The 21633-nt window shown below is 50.4% G+C and carries 18 protein-coding genes and 2 tRNA genes; 7 read left to right on the top strand and 13 right to left on the bottom strand.

What is annotated here, in order from left to right; genetic code table 11:
* Positions 1-219: 219 nt before the first annotated feature.
* The 4 genes from HAV38_RS03450 to HAV38_RS03435 form a co-directional block, all read right to left on the bottom strand.
* Positions 220-1629 (bottom strand): 4Fe-4S binding protein, encoded by a 1410-nt coding sequence (locus tag HAV38_RS03450; protein ID WP_168052429.1) that lies wholly within the window; start codon positions 1627-1629, stop codon positions 220-222.
* Between the two features lie 4 nt (positions 1630-1633).
* Positions 1634-2473: an FTR1 family iron permease gene (locus HAV38_RS03445; RefSeq protein ID WP_168052427.1), complete on the bottom strand. Its 840-nt coding sequence runs from the start codon at positions 2471-2473 to the stop codon at positions 1634-1636.
* Positions 2474-2764: 291 nt separating this feature from the next.
* On the bottom strand, positions 2765-3100 hold the full coding sequence (locus HAV38_RS03440; protein WP_168052425.1) for a cupredoxin domain-containing protein: 336 nt from the start codon (positions 3098-3100) through the stop codon (positions 2765-2767).
* A 129-nt stretch (positions 3101-3229) separates the two neighbouring features.
* Entirely contained in the window at positions 3230-3775 is a 546-nt protein-coding gene (locus HAV38_RS03435) for an iron transporter (RefSeq protein WP_168052423.1), read from the bottom strand.
* 305 nt (positions 3776-4080) lie between these two features.
* On the opposite strand from HAV38_RS03435, the gene HAV38_RS03430 reads away from it, so the two are divergent.
* Positions 4081-4157 (top strand) — tRNA-Arg (locus HAV38_RS03430).
* 312 nt (positions 4158-4469) lie between these two features.
* Positions 4470-4546 (top strand) — tRNA-Arg (locus HAV38_RS03425).
* Positions 4547-4946: 400 nt separating this feature from the next.
* Here the strand turns inward: HAV38_RS03425 and HAV38_RS03420 are convergent.
* Positions 4947-5216 carry a hypothetical protein gene (locus HAV38_RS03420; protein WP_184013364.1) on the bottom strand — a complete coding sequence of 90 codons (270 nt, stop codon included), beginning with the start codon at positions 5214-5216 and terminating at the stop codon, positions 4947-4949.
* 248 nt (positions 5217-5464) lie between these two features.
* Between HAV38_RS03420 and ompR the strand changes: the two genes are divergently transcribed.
* Entirely contained in the window at positions 5465-6220 is a 756-nt protein-coding gene (ompR, locus tag HAV38_RS03415) for an osmolarity response regulator transcription factor OmpR (RefSeq protein ID WP_168052419.1), read from the top strand.
* Between the two features lie 22 nt (positions 6221-6242).
* The gene (locus tag HAV38_RS03410; RefSeq protein ID WP_168052417.1) at positions 6243-7601 is read left to right on the top strand and encodes a sensor histidine kinase; all 1359 of its coding nucleotides are present in this window, start codon (positions 6243-6245) and stop codon (positions 7599-7601) included.
* Between the two features lie 201 nt (positions 7602-7802).
* On the opposite strand, the gene ispF is transcribed toward HAV38_RS03410, so the two are convergent.
* The gene (ispF, locus tag HAV38_RS03405) at positions 7803-8294 is read right to left on the bottom strand and encodes a 2-C-methyl-D-erythritol 2,4-cyclodiphosphate synthase (RefSeq protein ID WP_168052415.1); all 492 of its coding nucleotides are present in this window, start codon (positions 8292-8294) and stop codon (positions 7803-7805) included.
* Complete coding sequence (gene ispD / locus HAV38_RS03400) at positions 8287-9021, bottom strand: 2-C-methyl-D-erythritol 4-phosphate cytidylyltransferase (RefSeq protein ID WP_168052413.1); 735 nt, start codon at positions 9019-9021, stop codon at positions 8287-8289. The genes ispF and ispD overlap by 8 nt, the downstream gene beginning before the upstream one ends.
* A gap of 406 nt (positions 9022-9427) precedes the next feature.
* Here ispD and mfd point away from each other — a divergent pair, with 406 nt between their 5' ends.
* The 3 genes from mfd to HAV38_RS03385 all read left to right on the top strand — a co-directional run bounded on the left by mfd (position 9428) and on the right by HAV38_RS03385 (position 14414).
* The gene (gene mfd, locus HAV38_RS03395) at positions 9428-12985 is read left to right on the top strand and encodes a transcription-repair coupling factor (RefSeq protein ID WP_168052411.1); all 3558 of its coding nucleotides are present in this window, start codon (positions 9428-9430) and stop codon (positions 12983-12985) included.
* 112 nt (positions 12986-13097) lie between these two features.
* Positions 13098-13964, top strand: a complete 867-nt coding sequence (gene serB, locus HAV38_RS03390; protein ID WP_168052409.1) for a phosphoserine phosphatase SerB — start codon at positions 13098-13100, stop codon at positions 13962-13964.
* A gap of 87 nt (positions 13965-14051) precedes the next feature.
* On the top strand, positions 14052-14414 hold the full coding sequence (locus HAV38_RS03385) for a DUF4870 family protein (protein WP_168052407.1): 363 nt from the start codon (positions 14052-14054) through the stop codon (positions 14412-14414).
* Between the two features lie 88 nt (positions 14415-14502).
* Here HAV38_RS03385 and HAV38_RS03380 read toward each other — a convergent pair whose 3' ends face one another.
* The 6 genes from HAV38_RS03380 to phaC all read right to left on the bottom strand — a co-directional run bounded on the left by HAV38_RS03380 (position 14503) and on the right by phaC (position 21632).
* On the bottom strand, positions 14503-15666 hold the full coding sequence (locus tag HAV38_RS03380; RefSeq protein WP_168052405.1) for a cystathionine beta-lyase: 1164 nt from the start codon (positions 15664-15666) through the stop codon (positions 14503-14505).
* Between the two features lie 305 nt (positions 15667-15971).
* Positions 15972-16595: a hypothetical protein gene (locus HAV38_RS03375; RefSeq protein ID WP_168052403.1), complete on the bottom strand. Its 624-nt coding sequence runs from the start codon at positions 16593-16595 to the stop codon at positions 15972-15974.
* Position 16596: 1 nt separating this feature from the next.
* Positions 16597-17970, bottom strand: a complete 1374-nt coding sequence (rimO, locus tag HAV38_RS03370) for a 30S ribosomal protein S12 methylthiotransferase RimO (RefSeq protein WP_168052401.1) — start codon at positions 17968-17970, stop codon at positions 16597-16599.
* 169 nt (positions 17971-18139) lie between these two features.
* Complete coding sequence (gene phaR, locus HAV38_RS03365; RefSeq protein ID WP_168052399.1) at positions 18140-18703, bottom strand: polyhydroxyalkanoate synthesis repressor PhaR; 564 nt, start codon at positions 18701-18703, stop codon at positions 18140-18142.
* Positions 18704-18993: 290 nt separating this feature from the next.
* Complete coding sequence (locus HAV38_RS03360) at positions 18994-19734, bottom strand: 3-ketoacyl-ACP reductase (RefSeq protein WP_168052397.1); 741 nt, start codon at positions 19732-19734, stop codon at positions 18994-18996.
* Positions 19735-19898: 164 nt separating this feature from the next.
* Entirely contained in the window at positions 19899-21632 is a 1734-nt protein-coding gene (gene phaC / locus HAV38_RS03355) for a class I poly(R)-hydroxyalkanoic acid synthase (RefSeq protein ID WP_245182226.1), read from the bottom strand.
* Between the last annotated feature and the right edge of the window lies 1 nt (position 21633).

Below are 21633 nucleotides of genomic sequence, written 5' to 3'. Positions count from 1 at the left end.
GTTCGTTAATCTTCAACTCCGGCAAAAAAAAATGGCACCGCAGAGGTGCCATCGAAATCGAATTCATTGTAGGGTCATGGGGGCGCAACACTTACTTTTGAATTTGCGCTCTGAATATAAAGCATACCTTCCCTGTTACGTAAGCCTATTGCCAGCGATGCACGGCATAAAATGTTGCTACAGACTGCTAAGGACTTCGCGAAAATACCTTACGCAATATCACCATATCCAAAACATCAGCAACCACGCAAAATTCACGCACCCGAGGGCGGCTATTATCGGCGCCATACCGAGCAAGCGTCGGCCGGGCGCTGTTATATAGCGACCGGTAACACGCCACGCCAGCCAGGCGCTCCACAGCGTCGTCGCAATCAACAAAATCGCACGCAAGTCATTTGCCCAAAAAACCGGAATATGTTCGCCCCGCAATAGCGTCACTGTGGTGGCCGATAACCCCACAAAGACGCCGCAACCTGCCAATGGAATAGTTGACTGCACCAAGTGATTAAAGCGACTACGATCCCATCCGCCCAATAACCATGTACTAAAAGCGAACAGTACGGACAACACAGTGCCCATTACCAAGCCGGTCGTCAAAATATAGCTAACTACCAGACTGCCGTCCAGCCAGCTAAACACATCATTTTGCGCAGGATAGTTAGTAAATACCCACCACGGCGCGTTGGTAGCAAATGGCCACATAATGTCATTGTCAATCAACCACGTCGCTGTCGCTTGCTTGATCACGATGAACCATGGACTCGCCGACCAGTGAAATGCACCAATTGCGATTCCCATCAATCCATACAAAGCTAAAGCACTTTCCCATACGCTATTTTGCTTAGCGCCAAGGGACACTATTTCAACGGTTGGAGGACGCCATGTCAGCGTCACCGCATCGCGGTGATTACTACAACGCCCGCACATGTGACAATCTGCCGCGCCAGTCATTGCACGTAACGGCACTAACGGCGCGCAATTTATCGCGATCGTCTTTTTGCCATGGGTATTATAGGAAGCACGCCATGCCTCTTCATTCACCTTGTAATGAAAAGGTGCCAATTTTGCTAACAATCCAAATACGCCGTTGACCGGACAAAGATATTTACACCAGACGCGCTTTTCACGGCCATATAGATAACCGACAATAATGGCACCGATAGTGGAACCGCCCAAGACAAGCAGGACGGCTTTGGGATATTGATAAACACTGATCATTTGTCCGTAGACTGTCGTGAGCGCAAAAGCGACAAAAGGCCAGCCGCCCCACCGCATCCATCGCGGTATAGGTTTGAAAAGGCCACGTTTGCTGGCAAATTCAGTCAATGCGCCCTCGGGACACAATACGCCGCACCACACCCGTCCCATAAACACCATGCTGATTAGTACGAACGGCCACCAAAGACCCCAGAACGCAAATTGCGCAATCAAAGTGAGATTTGACCAGATATGGGCAGTTTCATCCGGTAGCGGCAAAAAGATCGGTACAAGAATCAACAATCCGTAAATGAGAACAACGCCCCACTGAATGCCTCGAATTAGGGGCGCGTTAAGGCGCATCCATTCTCCGACACGCGCCAAACGCGTTGACGAGGTCGGTGATACTGTTGATGCAGAGCAGGTATTCATGCGTTTAGGTTGCCAGTTTAGCCGCTGTGATATTTTTTGGGGTGGTCCGCTTTAAAAACACCGACACCAACACCCAATATCCTATGTAGACCAGTAAACTCATCAATGCCGGGTGAGCGCGATAACCGGTCAATACGCTGACTAAATTGCCAAAGGTTGCGCTATCGTCGAGTAGCCATGCGGTATTCCACATTGGGTCAACCAAGGCAGGGATAATATCCAGAGAAATTAGATGATCCAGCCCTGACATTAACAACCCTGCTGCAAGTAACAGCAACATGATTTCGGTCACTTGAAAGAAACGACGCCATGAAAATATTTTGCCGCCTAATTGCAAGAGATAGAAGGTCAGCACGGCTAAACCGAAACCGATCAGCGAGCCTATGAGCAAGGTTTGCGTACTTATGGCCTCCCCAGAATTCAGGCCATAGAGAAAGAGGACCGTCTCACTACCTTCACGTGCAATCGCCAATGCTGCCAACGCCAGGACGCCCCACCAGTTAGCAGTCTTCAAATTCGTTTTTAGCGAACTTTCCATGTCGCGCTTCATGGTACGGCCATTCTTGCGCATCCAATACACCATTTGCACAATCAATGCGGCGGCCAAAAGAACCATCGCGATCTGGTAGTAATCCTGCGCATCACCGGAAAGAATTTCGCTAAAACCTAATAAAGCAGCCCCCAAGCCGCATGCAGCGATAACGCCGAGGCCGACGCCCGCCCATAAATAAGGCAGTCCGCGACGCGTTGCTGCACCACCGTTCGAAAGCCACGCATGCAAAATGCCGACCACCAGCAACGCCTCAACGCTTTCTCTCCAGACGATAAATAATACCTGACCCATCTTTTATTTCTCCATCACTTGGTTATCAGCGCCGCGGCGCTGTATATGTTGGTTCTTTTGCTTTCACGTCTTCATAGTCAATGCAGACATCGCATTTTTTTGCCTGTTACGCACATAAGTGAAAATTCTGCCGATTCAATGGTGCGGTATATATGGTGCGGTATAAATTCTGTGCCATCAACGCGACCGTATCACCACAGCATTAGTTCTTACCGACGCGTCAAATGCCAATGTACCGCTAACCTCACCGAACCATTAAACAAGCAATGCATGGAATTACACGAGGCATTGCTATTTTGCAACGATAATGCCTTTAGCACTCAAGTGAAAATCATCAAAAAACTTATATTCTCCGGGTGATAACGGTGCGATGACGATAAAGGACTGCGCGCCCGGTGCAAGAACTTTTTCTTTACGCAACTGCACACTCTCAAACTCGACCGCAGACGTGCCGGTATTCTTAATTTCGATTTTGATTTTTACACCGCTAGGCACCTCAAGGCGGACTGGATTTAATACGCCGTCCTTCATCTCCAACTTGAATGTGGGCAGATCCGCTCCAAAAGAAACGTTTGCGGCGCACAACAAGCTCACAGCTAGCAGACCACGTAATTTTGCACCAACCATCAATGTAACTCCTGATCGAAAAATATCTACTTTAGTTAAGATCGCCATGCCAGATCACTAGACCGTATTAGCGAAACCCACCCGGATAACCCCAAATAATCTGACATTTATTGGCTCGCTAAGGCAGTGTTAGTAACCGCCTTTTTTGCCAACCCCTGCAAAAACGAAATCATTCTTTACTTCAAACGGCTTAAACCATGGGCCAACACCGGTTTCTTTATCCACATGCCGACCGAAAGGCGCAGCCATGTTGGAGGATGGCGGTGATATCTTCATGGTCAAAGTATATTTTCCCGGGCCGGCCAACTTGACGTTGTCGCCATAATGGGGACCGTCGTTGGCGACCATCGGCATCATGTCGCCCTTAATCACTTCTTTAGAGCCAACTTTTGTAAATTGGTATGAAATGACTAAATTCGGTATCCAATCGCCTTCAGCGAAACCATTTGGGTTGTCTTTAACAGCGCGGATATCAGCCTCTACGTGAATATCTGACAACTCGGCTTTGCGCATCATTCCTTCTGGTTCCATCTTGGTCGGCTGCAAATACACTGCGGCGACTTCCAGGCCATTAAAAATTTGCTGTTTGCCGATCGGGTATTCCGCGGCCATGACGTTACTCACAGAAAACGCACTCGCCAACATCACTAACGCCAAAACTTTCTTATCAGTCATATTAAATTTCGATCCCATTATGTCGTCCTTCAAAAACAGTAAATGATAATGATTATTGTTTGATTGTATCACTGCGATGGGCAAACCGCAGCATTGCAGGAGATTTGCCCCGCCGCCAGGTTGTGAGGTGGCCAAAACAATAACCTCCCGATTTACTGAAATCGATACCACGTTGCAATATCGCACTAGAAATCAGGGACTTATCTGGGCGCAGACTCTGAAATAGTAATTAATTCGTCAATCATGGCTCAAACGCAATTTACCGCTTTCCAATTTGCATTAGCTCGGCTATAATTTTGTCTTTCGCGGCTGTAGCTCAGCTGGATAGAGTACTTGGCTACGAACCAAGGGGTCGTGGGTTCGATTCCTGCCAGCCGCACCAGAAAACAAAAGAGTTGCCAGAGAAATTTGGCAACTCTTTTCTGGTTTTAAGCTCCTTAAAAAAAACCGCGCTAACTTTGAGCGTCAAGTCTGCTCTTCTGCTTCAGCATCGAACTTCGCTTCTCGTATAAGTGTCGAGCACGGCATGCCTGACTTTCCCCTCATCAACATTTCGAGTCCGGCTTCTCACCTATTTTGCGAATGATTTTTTTCCATCATTCCACCAAAAAATTATGCGACGTTTCGCTCATTTAAAATTTCCGATAAAGTTTTTCCCATTTTCTATAAAACACATATACAATGTCGATCTTTCGCGGCTGTAGCTCAGCTGGATAGAGTACTTGGCTACGAACCAAGGGGTCGTGGGTTCGATTCCTGCCAGCCGCACCAGACGTAAAAAGGGTCCATCGAAAGATGGACCCTTTTGTCTTTATGGCGTTTGATTTCATTTGAATGACCCATTACAAAAATAAACAAAATTATATTTGGCCGCACCGCCTTCATTGTGGGGCTTGTTTCCGCGCAACATCGTGACAAAACTACCGATCCTCTGAAATCGCAAGACCTTTTAATTTTCCCATCAGCAAGGTAGCGCTGCGTACTCATACGTGGTCGGTGGCCGCTCAGCAACAAATTATCCCTCCTAACGCCTGCAGCGCGCCGCTTGCACCTTATTACGATGGCGTAAAAAAACCCGGCGTTTTGATCGCCGGGTTTTTCTTTATAAGGTTACGTCATACAATAACCTTATACTAAGGGCCGCCCTGAGCCGCAGTGGACCACAGGTTTTTTACGCCTTGTGCTTCCACGGGAACTTCACGTCGCTATAAAGGTAAACATTACTATCGCCGGGGAGGATAAAGATCGCGACCCACCTCGTTAATTTGTTGCCGTAGCGCTCGTCGCTCGTCGGGAGATAAACGACCACGGGGAGCTTGTTGCCCAGCATCTCGGTTGCTACCTTCATTTTGATAGGGTCCGCCGCGGTGACTGTCACGTTGCGGTTCGTACTGAGGCGTGCCCCGTTGTTGCTGCTGCTGGTCGTCTCGTTCACGGTCATGCTCAGAGCGTGCGAACGCACCAGCAACTGCGGCCAGCATCAACAAGCTAAGACTCAATTTTCGGAACATCATATTCATAACGTTTTCTTCTGTGAATGCAGGATAACGGTTAAGATTTACCCGCTACGGAATCAGTGTAAGCCCCCTCACTTTTTGCGATAAGAGGTATTTGGTAAAGTTTGTAACACTTTGTAATCCCCATACCTTTGATATTTTTTGATGTGCACTCTGACGTTACCATACGACTATGAATACTCACAACACACCAACACAAACAGCCAACGCCCACCAGTACAAGATTCTGGTGGTCGATGATGATATTCGCCTCCGCGATTTGTTAAGGCGCTATCTGACCGAGCAAGGTTTTCAGGTAGTGACTGCTGAAAACGCGCAAGCTATGAACAAGCTATGGATTCGTGAGCGGTATGATCTGCTCGTGCTTGACCTGATGCTGCCGGGCGAAGACGGACTGGCGATCTGCCGCCGTCTGCGTGGTGCCGGGGACCAGACGCCGATCATTATGTTGACGGCAAAAGGCGAAGACGTTGATCGGATCGTCGGCCTCGAAATGGGTGCAGACGACTATTTACCCAAACCCTTTAATCCGCGCGAACTTGTGGCCCGGATCGGCGCAGTGCTGCGACGCAAAGGTCCGGATGAGTTGCCAGGCGCGCCATCTGAGACACCGCAGTCATTTGAATTTGGCGAATTCATTCTCGATCTGGGAACCCGTTCACTCAAGAAGAGTGGCGAATCCGTCCCGCTGACGACGGGTGAGTTTTCGGTGCTCAAGGTATTTGCACGGCACGCCCGCCAACCTTTATCGCGCGAAAAATTAATGGAACTGGCGCGGGGTCGAGAATACGAAGTCTTTGATCGTAGTCTGGATGTGCAGATTTCACGACTGCGTAAATTGATTGAACCCGATCCGGCCAATCCGCTATACATCCAGACTGTCTGGGGCCTTGGATATGTTTTCATCCCCGAAGGTCAGCCGCGCTGAATGACAATTTTATGAGCGCCCTATGACCACACCGCACCGTCTGGCGTGGCTAAAAAGCGGCCTTCTGTGGCGCACCTTCTTTTTGATGGCGTTCCTCATTACCATTAGCATGGTCGTGTGGGTCGCCAGTTTTCGCATTGTTGAACGGGGGCCGCGTGCTCAGCAGTTAGCGGCACAAATCATTTCTGTGGTGACAATCACGCGGGCTGCCCTCACTCACTCGGCCCCTGACTTGCGGCGCGAGTTATTATTTGATCTTGCCAGCAATGAAGGAATACGCATCTATCCGCTGGAAGAAAACGACAGGATTGACCCACCGCCGGACAGTGCCGTGATGCCGGAAGTGGAAACTGAAGTCCGTGCGCGCTTAGGTAACGATACAAGATTTTCTGCGAAAGTAAACGGCATCGGTGGGTTCTGGGTCAGCTTCACAATTGATGAGGACCAATACTGGTTGATGCTAGACCGCGAGCGGGTGGAGCGTACCTCGGGTTTTCAATGGTTTCAATGGGCTGCCGCTGCCATGCTGCTGTCGTTGCTGGGTGCGATGTTCGTCTCGGCGCTGATTAATCAGCCGCTAGCACGTCTGACCGCCGCCACTCGCGCAGTGGCTAGAGGTGAACAACCGGATCGTCTGCCCGAGACTGGACCGACAGAAATCGAAGACGCCAATCGCAGCTTTAACCAAATGGTTGACGATTTGCAGCGGGTCGACGCAGACCGGGCGATCATTCTTGCCGGCATCTCGCATGACTTACGCACACCTATATCGCGTATGCTGCTTGAGGTCGAAATGGCGCACTTATCAGATGATGCACGTATCGGCATGCAATCGGACCTGGCGCAGATGGATGGGATTATTGGCCAGTTCCTTGATTATGCCAAGCCAACCGACGTCAGCAGTTTTACCGTCATTGATCTGAGCAACTTCCTGCACGACGTCAAACAACATGCAGCGCGTCACACGGACATCCAAATCAACGCCAGGATCGCAGACAGTCTTTATATCAAAGGCAATGAAACTGAAATACGTCGGGTGTTCGCAAATCTCGTGGAAAATGCGCGCCGATATGGCAAATCAAACGGATCCGAAGTCGCCGAGATCGATGTTACTGCGATGCTTCAGCATGATAAGGTACTTATCGACATTTCTGACCGTGGGCCCGGCGTACCAGAAAGCGAGATGGAACGTTTGCTCAGACCTTTTACCCGCCTCGACACGGCGCGCGGTCAAGCTAATGGATCAGGATTAGGTCTTGCAATTGTCAATCGTGTCATCAAACGCCATGATGGAAAGTTACAGCTCTTTAACCGCAGTGGCGGTGGCCTGTCGGTTCAAATTACCCTGCCCTTCGTCAAAAATGGCGCAAGCAAGGCGTGACAAACTAGAAAAATGTGATCTTTGGGCGCAACCTAAGGTGCCCTCGCTGAGGCCTTCAACGGAATCCGCAAGAGGATGGCAGTCGATTTTACCTGGCCCACCCGTAGCGGTTCAGCGCTGAGAATGCTGCGCGGTATTTGGGTGCGTAGTATTAAACGTACTACGATCCGAATGACAACCGATACATTACAGCGGGAAATATTACAGGCGATATATAAGCGCCACCGCCTCGGCGGCAATGCCTTCTTCCCTGCCCAGATAACCCAACCGTTCATTCGTTTTCGCTTTTACGTTTACCTGACCAATACCGATACCGCAGTCCGCGGCAATGCGTTCTACCATCAGTCCGATATGTGGTGCCATTTTGGGCGCCTGAGCAATAATTGTGCAGTCAATATTACCCACACCAAATCCCGATACACCGACCCGCCGCACTGCTTCGCGCAATAACTTGCGTGAATCCGCGCCCGCAAACTCGGCATCGGTATCCGGAAAATGGCGGCCAATATCACCCATACCCGATGCCCCGAATAATGCATCAATGATGGCATGCAGTAAAACATCGGCATCCGAATGTCCCAACAAGCCCATACGGTGCGGAATCGTGACGCCGCCAATTATTAACAGTCGATCAGCGACCAGCGCATGGCAATCGTAGCCTTGCCCGATGCGAAATCCCGGTTGATTACTCATACGTACTCCTCAAAAAAATTTCTGCTAGTGCGATGTCATGGCGCAAGGTCACCTTAAAATTACGGGGGCTGCCCTCCACCAACTTTGGCAACAATCCTAACATCTCAATGGCGCTGGCCTCGTCTGTAATCGGCTGTGCCATTACCAGCGCGTTGACCAATGCGCGCTGCAATAAATGGTAGCGAAACATTTGCGGTGTCTGTGCCGCCCATAATTCGGCGCGGGATACGGTTCCTTGCGCGCGTACTGCCAAGTCCATGCTGTTCCCGTTTGGATGTGCCCGCTTAAGCGTATCAACCACTGGCAAGGCCAATAACCCACCGACTTCATCATCGTGCAACGCGGCCATCAAACGCGCAATCAGCGCCCCTGTCAGGCCCGGGCGGGCTGCATCGTGCACCAGCACCCAGTCTTCATCCGCCAAAACCTCCCGAATCGCATTAAGCCCGTTCAGCACCGTCAGGTGGCGACTCTCCCCGCCATGGTAAAGCACCGTCACGCGATCTTTCAAATGTGGCGCGGCTGCCAACAAATCCGCAATAAAGCCATCCTCGGCACTGACTACCACGTAGGTGTGCGTAATTGCCGGGCACGCAGAAAAACTTTCAAGTACATGCTGCAACATGGCTTTACCGGCAAGCGGCAAATATTGTTTGGGCAGCGTGGCGCCAATGCGTGCGCCTATGCCGGCGGCTGGAATCAAAGCGAAGTGTCGTGACAATTGCATACGATGGACGATTGAAAATGAAATAAGGAGAAATCGACTCTAACAAACCAATTCCAACCTCAGGAATGGCGTCACCGTAAAATATTATGCTTAATCATTACGCCCAATAAGGCTGATGAATAGACAATTGGTCCATAGTTTATAATGTGGCTCTGAATTTTAACTGTCAACTTGCGTAAACTGTGGCTTTTTTGTCGTCCGCCAGATGCTGCTTCTTCGCAGGCTGTCATTATTCTGCTCCGCTTTCGGGCATAACTGATATCGTCATAACCATAACAAAAGCGGCGCTGGAATCACAATCTGGTTATTCTGATTGTATAAGCAGGATGCAGGGCAGCAAATACGTTTCGGCGATTACCGCGTAGTAAGATTTTAAATAGGTTCACACATCAAAACCCAAAATCCGATGCACTTTGATCTAGAAAAATCGCTCCCCAAGCCGGGCGCACGTTTTGCGTTACCTGCGGTCCACGGATCAGCTGACGCCTACGCATTGGCCCACGCGGCCCTGAAACTTAAATCCCGGCAACAGATGTTGACCGTGATTGTCGCTAACGCCACCGATGCGCAGCGCCTGCTATCGGAAATACCGTGGTTTGCCGAGCAACAAATAAATGGGTCTGAGCATAGCGCGGCTAGCAAGGGTGAAAAATCCGGAACAGTGCCAAGTCAGCAAAATCAAGGTTTGCGCTGCCATTTATTGCCCGACTGGGAGACGCTCCCTTATGATGCGTTCTCTCCACATCAGGATCTGGTATCAGAACGCCTCGCTACGCTGTACGAAATCCAGAATGGTCATTGCGACGTATTGATCGTTCCCGCTACCACCGCCTTAGTGCGCATGGCGCCGCCGTCGTTTTTGGCGGCCTATACCTTCTTTTTCAAACAGGGCGAAATCCTAGATGAAGCGCGCCTGAAATCGCAGTTGACCCTGGCAGGTTATAGTCATGTGACGCAGGTGATATCGCCCGGCGAGTATTCGGTCCGAGGCGGCCTGATCGATATATTCCCTATGGGTTCGGTCCTGCCTTACCGGATCGACTTGTTCGGCGACACCATTGAGACTATCCGTACTTTCGATGCAGATACGCAACGCTCTCTCTACCCGGTGAAAGAAATCCGTCTGCTGCCAGGACGTGAATTTCCGATGGATGAAACGGCGCGGACTGCCTTCCGCAGCCGCTGGCGTGAAGTATTTGAAGGCGATCCTTCGCGCTCGGCGATCTATAAAGACATCGGTAACGGCATTGCATCAGCCGGTATCGAATACTATTTACCGCTATTTTTTGATGGCACGGCGACGCTATTTGAATACTTGCCCGCCACTACCACGTTTGCGCTGGTCGGCGATATTAACGACGCCATCATGCGCTTTTGGAGCGATACGCAATCGCGCTACAAGTTTTTAAGATATGACCGGGAGCGACCGTTACTGGCACCCGAAACAATTTTCCTCAGCGACGAAGACTTTTTTAAACTGGTCAAACCGCACGGACGGTGGATTATTCAACAAGGTGACACGCTGGCCGAAGATGGTAGCGCCGAGGAATCGGCAGCGTCGGCAACTTCAGCACCCTCGGCATCAGCGCTGTCCGCCGCTTTGCCGAATATCGCAGTCAATCGTCGGATCGACGACCCCCTCACCAATTTACGGGCATACCTGCTAAAGACCGATAAACGGGTACTGATTTGCGCTGAGTCCAACGGCCGCCGCGAAACGCTGCAGCAATATTTCACCGAATATAACCTGCCGCTGCAACCCTCCGAGAGTTATACCGACTTCATCACTTCGTCATCAAAATTGATGCTCGGTGTAGCGCCGCTGCATGTCGGATTTGAACTCGACGATATCGTCTTCATTACGGAAACCGAACTGTACGCAGGCAGCGGACGACGCATTGGCAAGAAAAAACAAGAAGGCGCGACGCAAGTCGAGTCGATGGTGCGCGATCTGTCAGAGCTTAAGATCGGCGATCCGGTAGTTCACATTAACCATGGCATCGGTCGCTACATGGGTCTGGTCAGCATGGATCTGGGCGAAGGCGAGACCGAATTTTTGCATCTGGAATACGCTAAAGATACCAAGTTGTACGTCCCGGTCTCACAACTGCATGTGATTTCCCGCTACTCAGGCGCGTCACCCGAAGATGCGCCATTGCATGCACTGGGATCAGGCCAGTGGGAAAAAGCCAAACGTAAAGCCGCGCAGCAGGTGCGTGATACGGCGGCGGAATTACTGAACCTGTATGCCCGTCGCGCGCTACGTCAGGGCCACACCTTCGAATTTTCCGCGCACGATTACGCTACTTTTGCCGATAGCTTCGGTTTTGAAGAAACTGTCGATCAGGCCGCAGCAATTAACGCCGTCATCGGCGACATGACCAGCGGCAAACCAATGGACCGCTTAATTTGTGGAGACGTCGGTTTCGGTAAAACCGAGGTAGCCTTGCGCGCTACGTTTGTCGCCGTACTCGGTGGTAAGCAAGTCGCGATTCTGGCCCCCACCACGCTGTTGGCGGAACAACATGCGCAGACCTTCGCTGACCGGTTTGCCGACTGGCCGGTAAAGATTGCAGAATTATCCCGGTTCCGCTCGGGCAAAGAAATTACGCAGGCCATGAAAGGCATGGCCGACGGCACCATCGACATTGTGATCGGTACGCATAAACTCCTATCAGGCGATGTCAAATTTGCGCGTCTGGGTCTGGTTATTATCGATGAAGAACATCGCTTTGGCGTGCGGCAAAAAGAGTCACTGAAATCGTTGCGCGCCGAGGTGGACGTGCTGACGCTGACAGCGACCCCGATCCCGCGCACATTGGGTATGGCGCTTGAGGGTTTGCGCGATTTTTCGATTATCGCGACCGCACCGCAAAAACGTCTGGCGATCAAAACCTTTGTCCGCAGCGAAGATGAATCCACCATCCGCGAAGCCTGCCTGCGTGAACTAAAACGCGGTGGTCAGGTCTACTTCCTGCACAACGAAGTCGAGACTATTCTCAATCGCAAAGCGATGCTGGAAGCATTATTGCCAGAAGCCCGCATAGCGGTTGCGCACGGACAAATGCACGAGCGCGATCTGGAAAAAGTCATGCGCGATTTTGTCGCGCAGCGTTTCAACATCTTGCTATGCACCACCATTATCGAAACCGGTATCGATGTGCCGACCGCCAATACCATTATCATGCACCGCGCCGATAAATTTGGTCTCGCACAATTGCATCAATTGCGCGGTCGGGTCGGACGTTCACATCATCAGGCTTATGCTTATCTGCTGGTCAACGACGTGCAAGGATTGACCAAGCTTGCGCAGCGGCGGTTGGATGCGATTCAGCAAATGGAGGAGCTCGGCAGTGGGTTTTATCTGGCGATGCACGATCTTGAAATCCGTGGCGCTGGTGAAGTATTGGGCGATAACCAGTCCGGTGAAATGCACGAGATCGGTTTTCAACTCTATTCCGATATGCTGAGCGAAGCTGTACGTTCACTCAAAAATGGCAAAGAGCCTGATCTGGCAGCACCGCTCTCCACCATGACCGAAATCAATTTGCACGTACCCGCGTTATTGCCGAACGATTATTGCGGCGACGTGCATGAGCGGTTGTCACTTTACAAGCGGTTAGCCAACTGTAATGTGCACGATAAAATAGACGACCTTCAGGAAGAGTTGATTGATCGTTTTGGCAAATTGCCGGATCCGGCAAAAGCATTAATTGAGACCCACCGACTGCGTGTGACGGCAAAACCGGTCGGCATCATCAAAATCGATGCGCATTCTGAAGCCGCACTATTGCAATTCGAGCCAAATCCACCGATTGATGCAATGAAGATCATAGAATTAATTCAAAAGAATCGGCATATCAAACTCAATGGGCAGGATAAATTGCGCATCACTATCAACATGCCCGATCTGGCTTCCCGCGTGAACCAGGTGAAGGCCACCATTCGGGCGCTCGTCGGCTAATGAATAACTCGCGGCATGAAGATCATGCGCCGATGGAACGTACTACCCGGATGTACCACTCGGATGCGCGTTTTACAGCATTATTTAATACAAAATAAGGAAAATAAAGAACATGAATTTAGTCCTGCAAAGCCTTCACCAAGACCGCGCCGCAGCCACGCGTATTGCTAAAAATATGGTTCAGAGTATCGCTCCTCTTGCGGGCAGCCAACTGGTCGACATTTCCGCCACCGCCTGGCGCTGCGAGGGGGTTGAATACTCGGACGCATTGAAAGCTGCGATTGATACGGCTTGTCACGCAGCGCAATTTGATTACGCGTTCGTGCCTTCTGACCGGACTCTGTCGGACTTCAAACTGCTTGCGATGGATATGGACTCCACTCTGATCACCATCGAATGCATCGATGAGATCGCCGACATGCAAGGCCTCAAACCACAGGTAGCAGCAATTACCGAGGCCGCCATGCGTGGCGAACTGGAGTTCAACGACAGCCTGATTGCCCGCGTAGCGCTGTTAAAAGGTCTGGATGCGTCTGCTCTTCAACGCGTGTACGAGGAACGGCTGCAACTATCGCCAGGTGCAGAAATCATGCTCGCGGCGATACAGGCTGCCGGTATCAAGACACTCTTGGTCTCCGGCGGATTTACGTTTTTTACTGATCGTATCAAGACGCGTCTGGGGATCGATTACACACACGCCAATGTATTAGAAATCGTCGATGGCAGACTGACTGGCAACGTCATCGGTGACATCGTCAACGCCGAAGAAAAGCAGAACACGGTAGCGCGTGTATGCGCGCAGCTTGGCGTCACCCCGAAGGCGGCAATCGTCATGGGCGACGGTGCCAACGACTTGAAAATGATGCACATTGCAGGGCTTTCAGTGGCCTTCCGCGCCAAGCCTTTAGTTCGTGCGCAAGCAAGTGTGGCCTTGAATTTTGTCGGTCTGGACGGAATCTTACCGATACTCGGCTGCTAACTGACTACCTAAGGCGGCCAACGTGAAGCAGCGTAATTTGGTGCCCCTTATGCAAGCCGACCCCAACCCGTTAAAAGGAGTTTAGCAATGACGCAAGAACTTGTATTCGATAACAAATTACATTCACTTAAAAATCTCGCGTGGTGGCTGTATTTATTTCATGGTGCCAGCCTGGTATTTTCGTTAGGGTTGTTTTCATTTATTCCGCTTATTATCAGTTACATGAAACGCGAAGAAGCCGCAAACACGTTCGTGTATAGCCATCACACCTGGCAAATTCGATCATTCTTGTGGTATCTGGTGTGGGCCGCAGTCGGCTTTGTTTTATTTCTAACTTTTGTCGGCATTCCACTCGCATTTCTGGTGTGGGGCGTCGCATGGTTATGGAAAGCCTATCGGTTGATTAAAGGCTTAATGGATTTGAATGACAACAAGCCGATGCCGGTTTAATTCGCACATCGGTTAGCGCCAACCGATACACGTTCACTAAAGATCGTAAGTGGGTTTTCAAAACTTGTTTACGATCTGTATATTTTTGTTACATCGTACCCAGTGCCTGCTCAATATCCGCGATTAAGTCCTCTGGATCTTCTAGTCCGATATTAAAGCGCACCAAAATACCTTCTTCGTGCCAATCTTTACGCATACCCTTGATGCGATAAGGAACGGCAAGACTATTGGCACCACCCCAGCTGAAGCCAATCTTAAATAATTTCAGGCTGTCTACAAAGCGGTCGGTTTGTTCTTCAGTGTAGCGCTTATCAAATAAGACTGAGAACAAACCGGCAGCGCCGGTGAAGTCGCGCTTCCAGATTTCATGACCCGGACAATCGGGAAAAGCTGGATGCAGCATCCGCGTAATTTCTGGTCGATGTTTAAGCCATGTAGCCACCGTTCGGGCGGCAGCGTCATGCGCTTCGAAACGAAGTTTCATCGACGATAAGCTACGCAGCACCAGATAAACATCGTCCATCCCAACGCCGAGGCCCAAATTATTGAAAGCAATTTCTACTAGCTTTGCCAGCGCCGGATCGCGCGTAATGACGGCTCCCATTAGTACATCCGAGCCTCCAGACTGGTATTTAGTGAGCGCTTGCATGACAATATCTACGCCATGATCAAAGGCCTTGAACGCCAGCCCAGCCGCCCAGGTATTATCCAGCGCTACCAGAACGCCACGGGCGTGTGCCGCAGCACAAATGGCTGGAATATCTGGCACTTCCATAGACACCGATCCCGGCGCCTCGGCCCAGATCAACCTGGTGTTGGGCTGGATCAGCTCGGCGATCCCCGCACCGATCATTGGATCGTAATAACGCGACGTAATCCCAAAATTAGAGGATAACCAGTTACTCAGCACACGGTTAGAACCGTACACGTTGTCCGGAATAAGGACATCGTCGCCAGTTTTAAGAAACGCGAAATCCACCAACGTGATCGCTGCCAGACCGCTGGGTGCGAGGCGACAATGCGTCCCGCCCTCAATCTGAGCCAAACGTGCCTCTAGCGTGAACGTAGTCGGCGTACCGTGCAAACCATAGTTATAGGCATTCTTATCGAGCCAGTCTCGATTACGCATCGCCGCGACATCTTTAAACAAGACAGTTGATGCGTGATAAATCGGGGTTGGAAATGCGCCAAAGCCTTGTGGAGCCACATAATCGCTATGAATGATGGCGGTTTGCAGTGATTTTTTGGTCATGTGCGGTATCCGGTTGATGAACTGTATTTAGCTAAAGTAGGCGGCTTCAGGAGGCCCGCATAGCACGCCGCAGGCCCTGTTCCCGCTACGCCCGCACGCCAGCTACGAGCATGACAATCCTGGACTTTATTCTTGACTAGATCACGTTAGAACAGATGGCTTAACGCCGATATTTTAACGCCGATATTTTAATACCGATGTATTAATGCCGATGTCTTAATACCGATGTCTTGATGACGACATTGATTTGCGCGGCAGCGAAAAAAATTGAAAGATATAAATAGATTTGGCGCGTGCCGCAAACGTTATTTAATGCCGGATTTGTTACGCGACGTATCGATTTGCACCGTCATAGCAAAAGGTTTAGTGATGGCATCGTCGGTTGTGGACCACATGCCAGTGAAGGTCGTGCCATTGAACTTACCCGACCACTCACCCGATACATCCTTACCATTCACTGACTCTTCCATCAGTACGTCACCGCCATCATACTCGCCAGCGACCAATATTTGGGCGGCTTGACCAATCGCAGAATACGTTCCTACCAAGCCTTCGGTCGGGTCGGGCTTTAACTGCAAGTGCATTTCAATCTTCGCATCGCCCAGCGTACCGCGCAATACCAAAGGTTTAGCAAACAAATCGACAGCCGGATGCGCCACGGAGGAGCCGACCAACGTCCGCGTTGCCAGCCCACCGGCGGCACCCGACACACCTGCGGTGGTGGCGCTATCACTTATCGGCACTGCAAAAGCCGAGTGTATCGCAGCAATCATGGCGGCTATCGCAACAAAACGCCATCTACGTAGACGTCCTTCGGAGCCATAGCCAGCGTCGTCAAGACAAGGCACCAGGTTTAGTACATCAGGATTGCGAGCACTGGTCAACGCCGTTTTCGCGCCGCGCAGTAGGCTCCGAAGGACGTCTAACATGTCATGCAGCGGCCCACAGATCATGCGAATCTGCCCCGGTGATGGTCACATCGACAAATTCGCCAACCACCAATTTTTTATGCGGTTCAAACGGCGGCTTAACGTACACCACGCCGTCGATTTCTGGGGCATCTGCGCTAGACCGACCCACGCCGCCGCTACCGTCGATTGCATCGATCAATACGCGCATGGTTTTGCCGACTTTGGCTTGCAAGCGCTTCTTCGAAATTTCTTCTTGTAGCAGCATCACACGTCCACGCCGTTCTTCGCGCAACTCTTCTGGTACTGGATTAGCAATGTTATTCGCGGTCGCACCGTCTACCGGCGAATAGGCAAAACAACCTAGTCGATCAATTTCAACTTCCTTTAAGAAATCCAGCAGATACTCAAACTCTGCCTCGGTCTCGCCGGGGAAGCCGGCAATAAACGTTGAACGTATCGTGATGTCCGGACACATGGCGCGCCATGCCTCGATGCGTTCGATATTTTTTTCACCGTTGGCCGGGCGCTTCATCCGCTTCAGGACATCGGGATGCGCATGCTGCAACGGCACATCCAGATAAGGCAAGATTTTGCCTTCCGCCATTAACGGAATAATGTGATCGACATGCGGGTAAGGATAAACATAATGCAGGCGAACCCATGCGCCATATTGGGCCGCAAGCTCGCCTAGTGCTGTAACCAATTGCGTCATGTGGGTCTTTACGGGCTTACCGTTCCAGAATCCCATACGGAATTTGACATCCACGCCATACGCGCTGGTGTCTTGCGAGATGACTAGCAATTCTTTTACGCCGGCCTTGAACAGGTTTTCTGCCTCCAGCATAATGTCGGCAATCTGCCGCGACACCAGATCGCCACGCATCGATGGGATGATGCAGAAGCTGCAGCGATGATTACAGCCTTCAGAGATTTTCAGGTACGCGAAGTGTTTCGGCGTGAGCTTGACGCCTTGCGGCGGCACCAGATCAAAAAATGGCGCATGCGGCTTAGGCAGATGCTTGTGCACAGCAAACATGACTTCTGTCAACGCGTGGGGACCGGTAACTTCCAGCACCTTCGGATGAATTTTCTTGATGATGTCGTCGCCGGCAGCGTCTTTTTTAACACCCAGACAACCGGTGACGATCACCTTGCCGTTTTCACTAAGGGCTTCGCCGATAGCGTCCAGCGACTCTTGTACAGCGGCGTCGATAAATCCGCAGGTATTGACAATTACGAGGTCTGCGCCATCGTAGGACTTGGCAGTTTCATAACCTTCTGCGCGCAACTGCGTCAGAATTTGCTCGGAATCAACTAGCGCCTTAGGGCAACCGAGGGAGACAAAACCAACTTTTGGGGCAACCGGGACGGCTACTGGGATAACATTTGACATGGTGATGAAAAGGGCGACTAAGCGAAGGCGCTATTGTACCCCTTCCGCCCGGGTGAATAGCTTAGAACCGGAATGGCGCGCAATATTAGTGCCAACATACGACAGCCACCCTCCGATTTGCTTGTTCGCCATGCATGTGAACTAGTGACAAGCCACAAACACAGCCCGTTTATTCTTTGTCTTTTTCAGGAGCCGGCGGTACAAAGGGAAAAGTGCCAAACATGTTTTTACTTTGGTTTTGCATTTTTTCTTGCATTTGTACAAACAGTGTTTTGCTCTGTTCAATATAGTTGCTCATCATGCCTTGCATCATTGGCCCCTGCACATTCATGAACTGTGCCCACATTTCAGGACTAAATGGTTTGCCATCGTAAAAACCCTTGGAATTTTCTGTTAACTTGTTTTGAATATCGATAAAGGCCTGAATATTCTTCTCAAGGTACGAACCCATCATGCCTTGCATTGCGTGACCATAATAACGAATGATTTGCGATAACGCAGCGCTCGAAAACATGGGTGTTCCGTTCGACTCCTCCTCCAGAATAATTTGCAGCAGGATACTACGTGTTAAGTCCTCGTCACTTTTGGCATCGATCACTGCAAACTCTTCATTTCCCAACACTAATTGCTTTACATCGGTCAGCGTAATGTAAGAACTGGTCTGGGTGTCATACAGACGACGATTTGGATATTTCTTGATCAGGCGCACAGAAATTTTTTTTGCAATGGTCATAGGAATTTCCAGTTTTTCGCGCATTAACGCATTTCAATTAAGTCAGGTGAGTCAATCCCGCACAACCATATTTTGCGCCAAATCGCAACAAGACGGGGGAGGATTAAGATATATTGCAACTAAAGCAATAATATCACTTTTGATGGGCAACTTTCGCCGAGCGTGAAGACTGCTTCCATCTTGGGTAAGAAGACCAAGCAATTCACATTACAAATATATGCCCTCTGCGAATGAACACAGAGGGCTTTACCGTCTGAACCGTTGGCTCGATGATTTAGGAGCGCAACCGATTAACCCATATGCAGGCCGCCATTCAGCGAAAAGTCGGAACCGGTTGCATACCCGCCCTCCTCAGACGCGATCCAGGCAATAATAGAAGCAATTTCTTCTGGCTTACCTAAGCGTTTGACCGGAATGCCTGAAATAATTTTTTCCAGTACTTCCGGGCGGATTGAACGCACCATGTCAGTACCAACATACCCAGGGGAGACCGTGTTAACCGTAACGCCTTTGGTCGCAACTTCTTGCGCTAGCGCCATGGTAAAACCGTGAATACCGGCTTTGGCCGTAGAGTAATTGGTTTGTCCGAACTGGCCCTTTTGACCATTGACCGATGAGATATTGATTATTCGTCCAAAACCACGATCGGCCATGCCGTCGATGACCTGTTTAGTGACATTGAATAATGAATTCAAATTGGTATCAATAACTGAGTCCCAGTCAGACTTTGACATTTTGCGGAACTGTCCATCACGCGTGATACCAGCGTTATTGACCAAAATATCGACTTCGCCAATTTCGGCTTTCACCTTATCAAATGCCGCCTTGGTCGAATCCCAGTCAGAGACGTTTCCTTCTGATGCGTGAATGTCAAAACCTTGGGCGCGCATACTCGCCAACCAGGGATCCTTCCGCTGCGAATTTGGGCCGCAGCCAGCGACCACGGTGTAACCATCTTGACAAAGACGAGTACAAATTGGGGTCCCAATGCCCCCCATTCCACCTGTTACATAAACTATTCGTTTGGACATTTTGTCTCCTCTTTTTTAATAAACAAAAACCGATGCACGCAGTGCATCCCTAAAACTCCCTTGGGGGGATTACTGTGGAATTCTAGTGCGGTCAACTTCGGCGAACAAACACGATTCTTAATTTAATCACGAACTAGTTCACAAAATAGATTGACCATATTTGCTTATTCTGCCCTTACTTTGACATAGCGCCCGGGGGCCGGTTCAATTAGTTTATATTGCGTGTTGCCGGGCTTGCGCGGTGCCGCTACTTTTTTCCCGCCGTGCTCGGTTAAAAATCCAGACCACTCCGTCCACCAGCTGCCCGGATGTTCCGTCGCACCATCGAGCCATTTCTCTGCAGCAACGCCGACGTTCGGATTAGTCCAGTAGCTGCGTTTATTCTTGGCCGGAGGATTAATCACACCAGCGATATGACCGGAGGCACCGAGCACGAACCGATTGCGACTAGCTTGCTTGGGATTGAGTAAAGTCGTTGAGGCGTAAGCAGACGTCCATGGCACAATATGATCTTCCCGCGAAGCAAAAATAAAAGTGGGCGCGGCGATTTTCCCCAAGTCAAGGCGTTCCCCCGCGACTGTCAATTTACCCGGCTCCTTCAGCGAATTTTCCAGATACATATTCCGCAAGTAATAGCAGAACATTGGGCCGGGCAAATTGGTGCTGTCGGCGTTCCAGTACAACAGATCAAAGGCGGTTGGCTCTTCACCTTTTAAATAATTCGACTCGACGTAATTCCACACCAGATCATTCGGACGCAAGCTGGAAAATGCGGAGGCAAAGTCACGGCCCGGCATCAGGCCGCCGGAGCCAATTTCTTGCTCACGCTTACTGATCTGCGCATCATCGATATAGACATCAAGAATGCCCGTATCGGTAAAATCCAGTAACGCTGTTAAAAGGGTCAGGCTCGCTAGCGGTTTTTCTCCGCGTGCATACATAGCTGCCAGCGCCGATGACAAAATTGTGCCGCCGACGCAAAAACCCAACGCATTGACCTGGTCCTGACCGGAGATTTCCTGCACTACATGGATAGCCTGGATGCCGCCCTCTTCTACATATTGATCCCACGTGGTTTTAGCATTCGATTCGTCCGCGTTACACCATGAAATTAAGAACACGGTATGACCCTGCTCAACCGCATATCGCACGAGCGAATTTTGCGGTTGCAAATCCATAATATAAAATTTATTGATGCACGGCGGCATGATCAGCAACGGACGCTCATGCACCGTTTTGGTCAATGGCTTATATTGAATTAGCTGAAATAAAGGGTTTTCAAATACTATCGAACCTTCGGTAGTGGCGACATCTTTGCCTATTTCAAAAGCTGTTTCGTCGGTCTGGGATATTTTGCCTTTTTGCATATCCGCGAGCAAATGCGCCATTCCACGCGTCAAACTCTCGCCCTTAGAATCAACCAGCAATTGCTGTGCAACAGGATTAGTTACCAGGAAATTGCTGGGCGACATCGCGTCGATCATTTGCTGAATGGCAAACCCGATTTTTCGTTTGGTTTTGACAGGCGCATCAACAGCGTCGGCCAGAGCGGTCAGATAATGTGCGTTCAGCAAATACACCGCTGCGTTAAATGCATACATTGGATTACTGGCCCAGGCCGCGTCATTAAAACGTCTGTCGGCCAACACCGGGGTGCGCGCAGCGATTGCATCCTCCCATAACGTGGTGAGTTGTCCGGTGTATTCCTGCTGCAGTTTCTGAAGCGCTTCGGGCACCAGTTTGATGCCCATTTCATTCAATTGCGCATCAGAAATGGGGGGCGTCGCCGGCTGGCCGGGGACAGAGCTAAACCACGATAACCATTTGTTAGGATCTGCAATTTGCGCCATACTTTTTGTCACGTCAGGGGACAAATTTTTCGTGAAGTGTTCCAGCATT

The organism is Glaciimonas immobilis, from assembly GCF_011947285.1.
Lineage (GTDB): Bacteria > Pseudomonadota > Gammaproteobacteria > Burkholderiales > Burkholderiaceae_D > Glaciimonas > Glaciimonas immobilis.
This window is presented reverse-complemented; position numbering and strand designations above follow the sequence as displayed.

Excerpts from the sequence above, each read along its gene's own strand:
- HAV38_RS03450 (WP_168052429.1), bottom strand. The coding sequence starts at position 1,629 with ATGAATACCTGCTCTGCATCAACAGTATCACCGACCTCGTCAACGCGT.
- HAV38_RS03445 (WP_168052427.1), bottom strand. The coding sequence starts at position 2,473 with ATGGGTCAGGTATTATTTATCGTCTGGAGAGAAAGCGTTGAGGCGTTG.
- HAV38_RS03440 (WP_168052425.1), bottom strand. The coding sequence starts at position 3,100 with ATGGTTGGTGCAAAATTACGTGGTCTGCTAGCTGTGAGCTTGTTGTGC.
- HAV38_RS03435 (WP_168052423.1), bottom strand. The coding sequence starts at position 3,775 with ATGACTGATAAGAAAGTTTTGGCGTTAGTGATGTTGGCGAGTGCGTTT.
- HAV38_RS03420 (WP_184013364.1), bottom strand. The coding sequence starts at position 5,216 with ATGACCGTGAACGAGACGACCAGCAGCAGCAACAACGGGGCACGCCTC.
- ompR (WP_168052419.1), top strand. The coding sequence starts at position 5,465 with ATGAATACTCACAACACACCAACACAAACAGCCAACGCCCACCAGTAC.
- HAV38_RS03410 (WP_168052417.1), top strand. The coding sequence starts at position 6,243 with ATGACCACACCGCACCGTCTGGCGTGGCTAAAAAGCGGCCTTCTGTGG.
- ispF (WP_168052415.1), bottom strand. The coding sequence starts at position 8,294 with ATGAGTAATCAACCGGGATTTCGCATCGGGCAAGGCTACGATTGCCAT.
- ispD (WP_168052413.1), bottom strand. The coding sequence starts at position 9,021 with ATGCAATTGTCACGACACTTCGCTTTGATTCCAGCCGCCGGCATAGGC.
- mfd (WP_168052411.1), top strand. The coding sequence starts at position 9,428 with ATGCACTTTGATCTAGAAAAATCGCTCCCCAAGCCGGGCGCACGTTTT.
- serB (WP_168052409.1), top strand. The coding sequence starts at position 13,098 with ATGAATTTAGTCCTGCAAAGCCTTCACCAAGACCGCGCCGCAGCCACG.
- HAV38_RS03385 (WP_168052407.1), top strand. The coding sequence starts at position 14,052 with ATGACGCAAGAACTTGTATTCGATAACAAATTACATTCACTTAAAAAT.
- HAV38_RS03380 (WP_168052405.1), bottom strand. The coding sequence starts at position 15,666 with ATGACCAAAAAATCACTGCAAACCGCCATCATTCATAGCGATTATGTG.
- HAV38_RS03375 (WP_168052403.1), bottom strand. The coding sequence starts at position 16,595 with ATGTTAGACGTCCTTCGGAGCCTACTGCGCGGCGCGAAAACGGCGTTG.
- rimO (WP_168052401.1), bottom strand. The coding sequence starts at position 17,970 with ATGTCAAATGTTATCCCAGTAGCCGTCCCGGTTGCCCCAAAAGTTGGT.
- phaR (WP_168052399.1), bottom strand. The coding sequence starts at position 18,703 with ATGACCATTGCAAAAAAAATTTCTGTGCGCCTGATCAAGAAATATCCA.
- HAV38_RS03360 (WP_168052397.1), bottom strand. The coding sequence starts at position 19,734 with ATGTCCAAACGAATAGTTTATGTAACAGGTGGAATGGGGGGCATTGGG.
- phaC (WP_245182226.1), bottom strand. The coding sequence starts at position 21,632 with ATGCTGGAACACTTCACGAAAAATTTGTCCCCTGACGTGACAAAAAGT.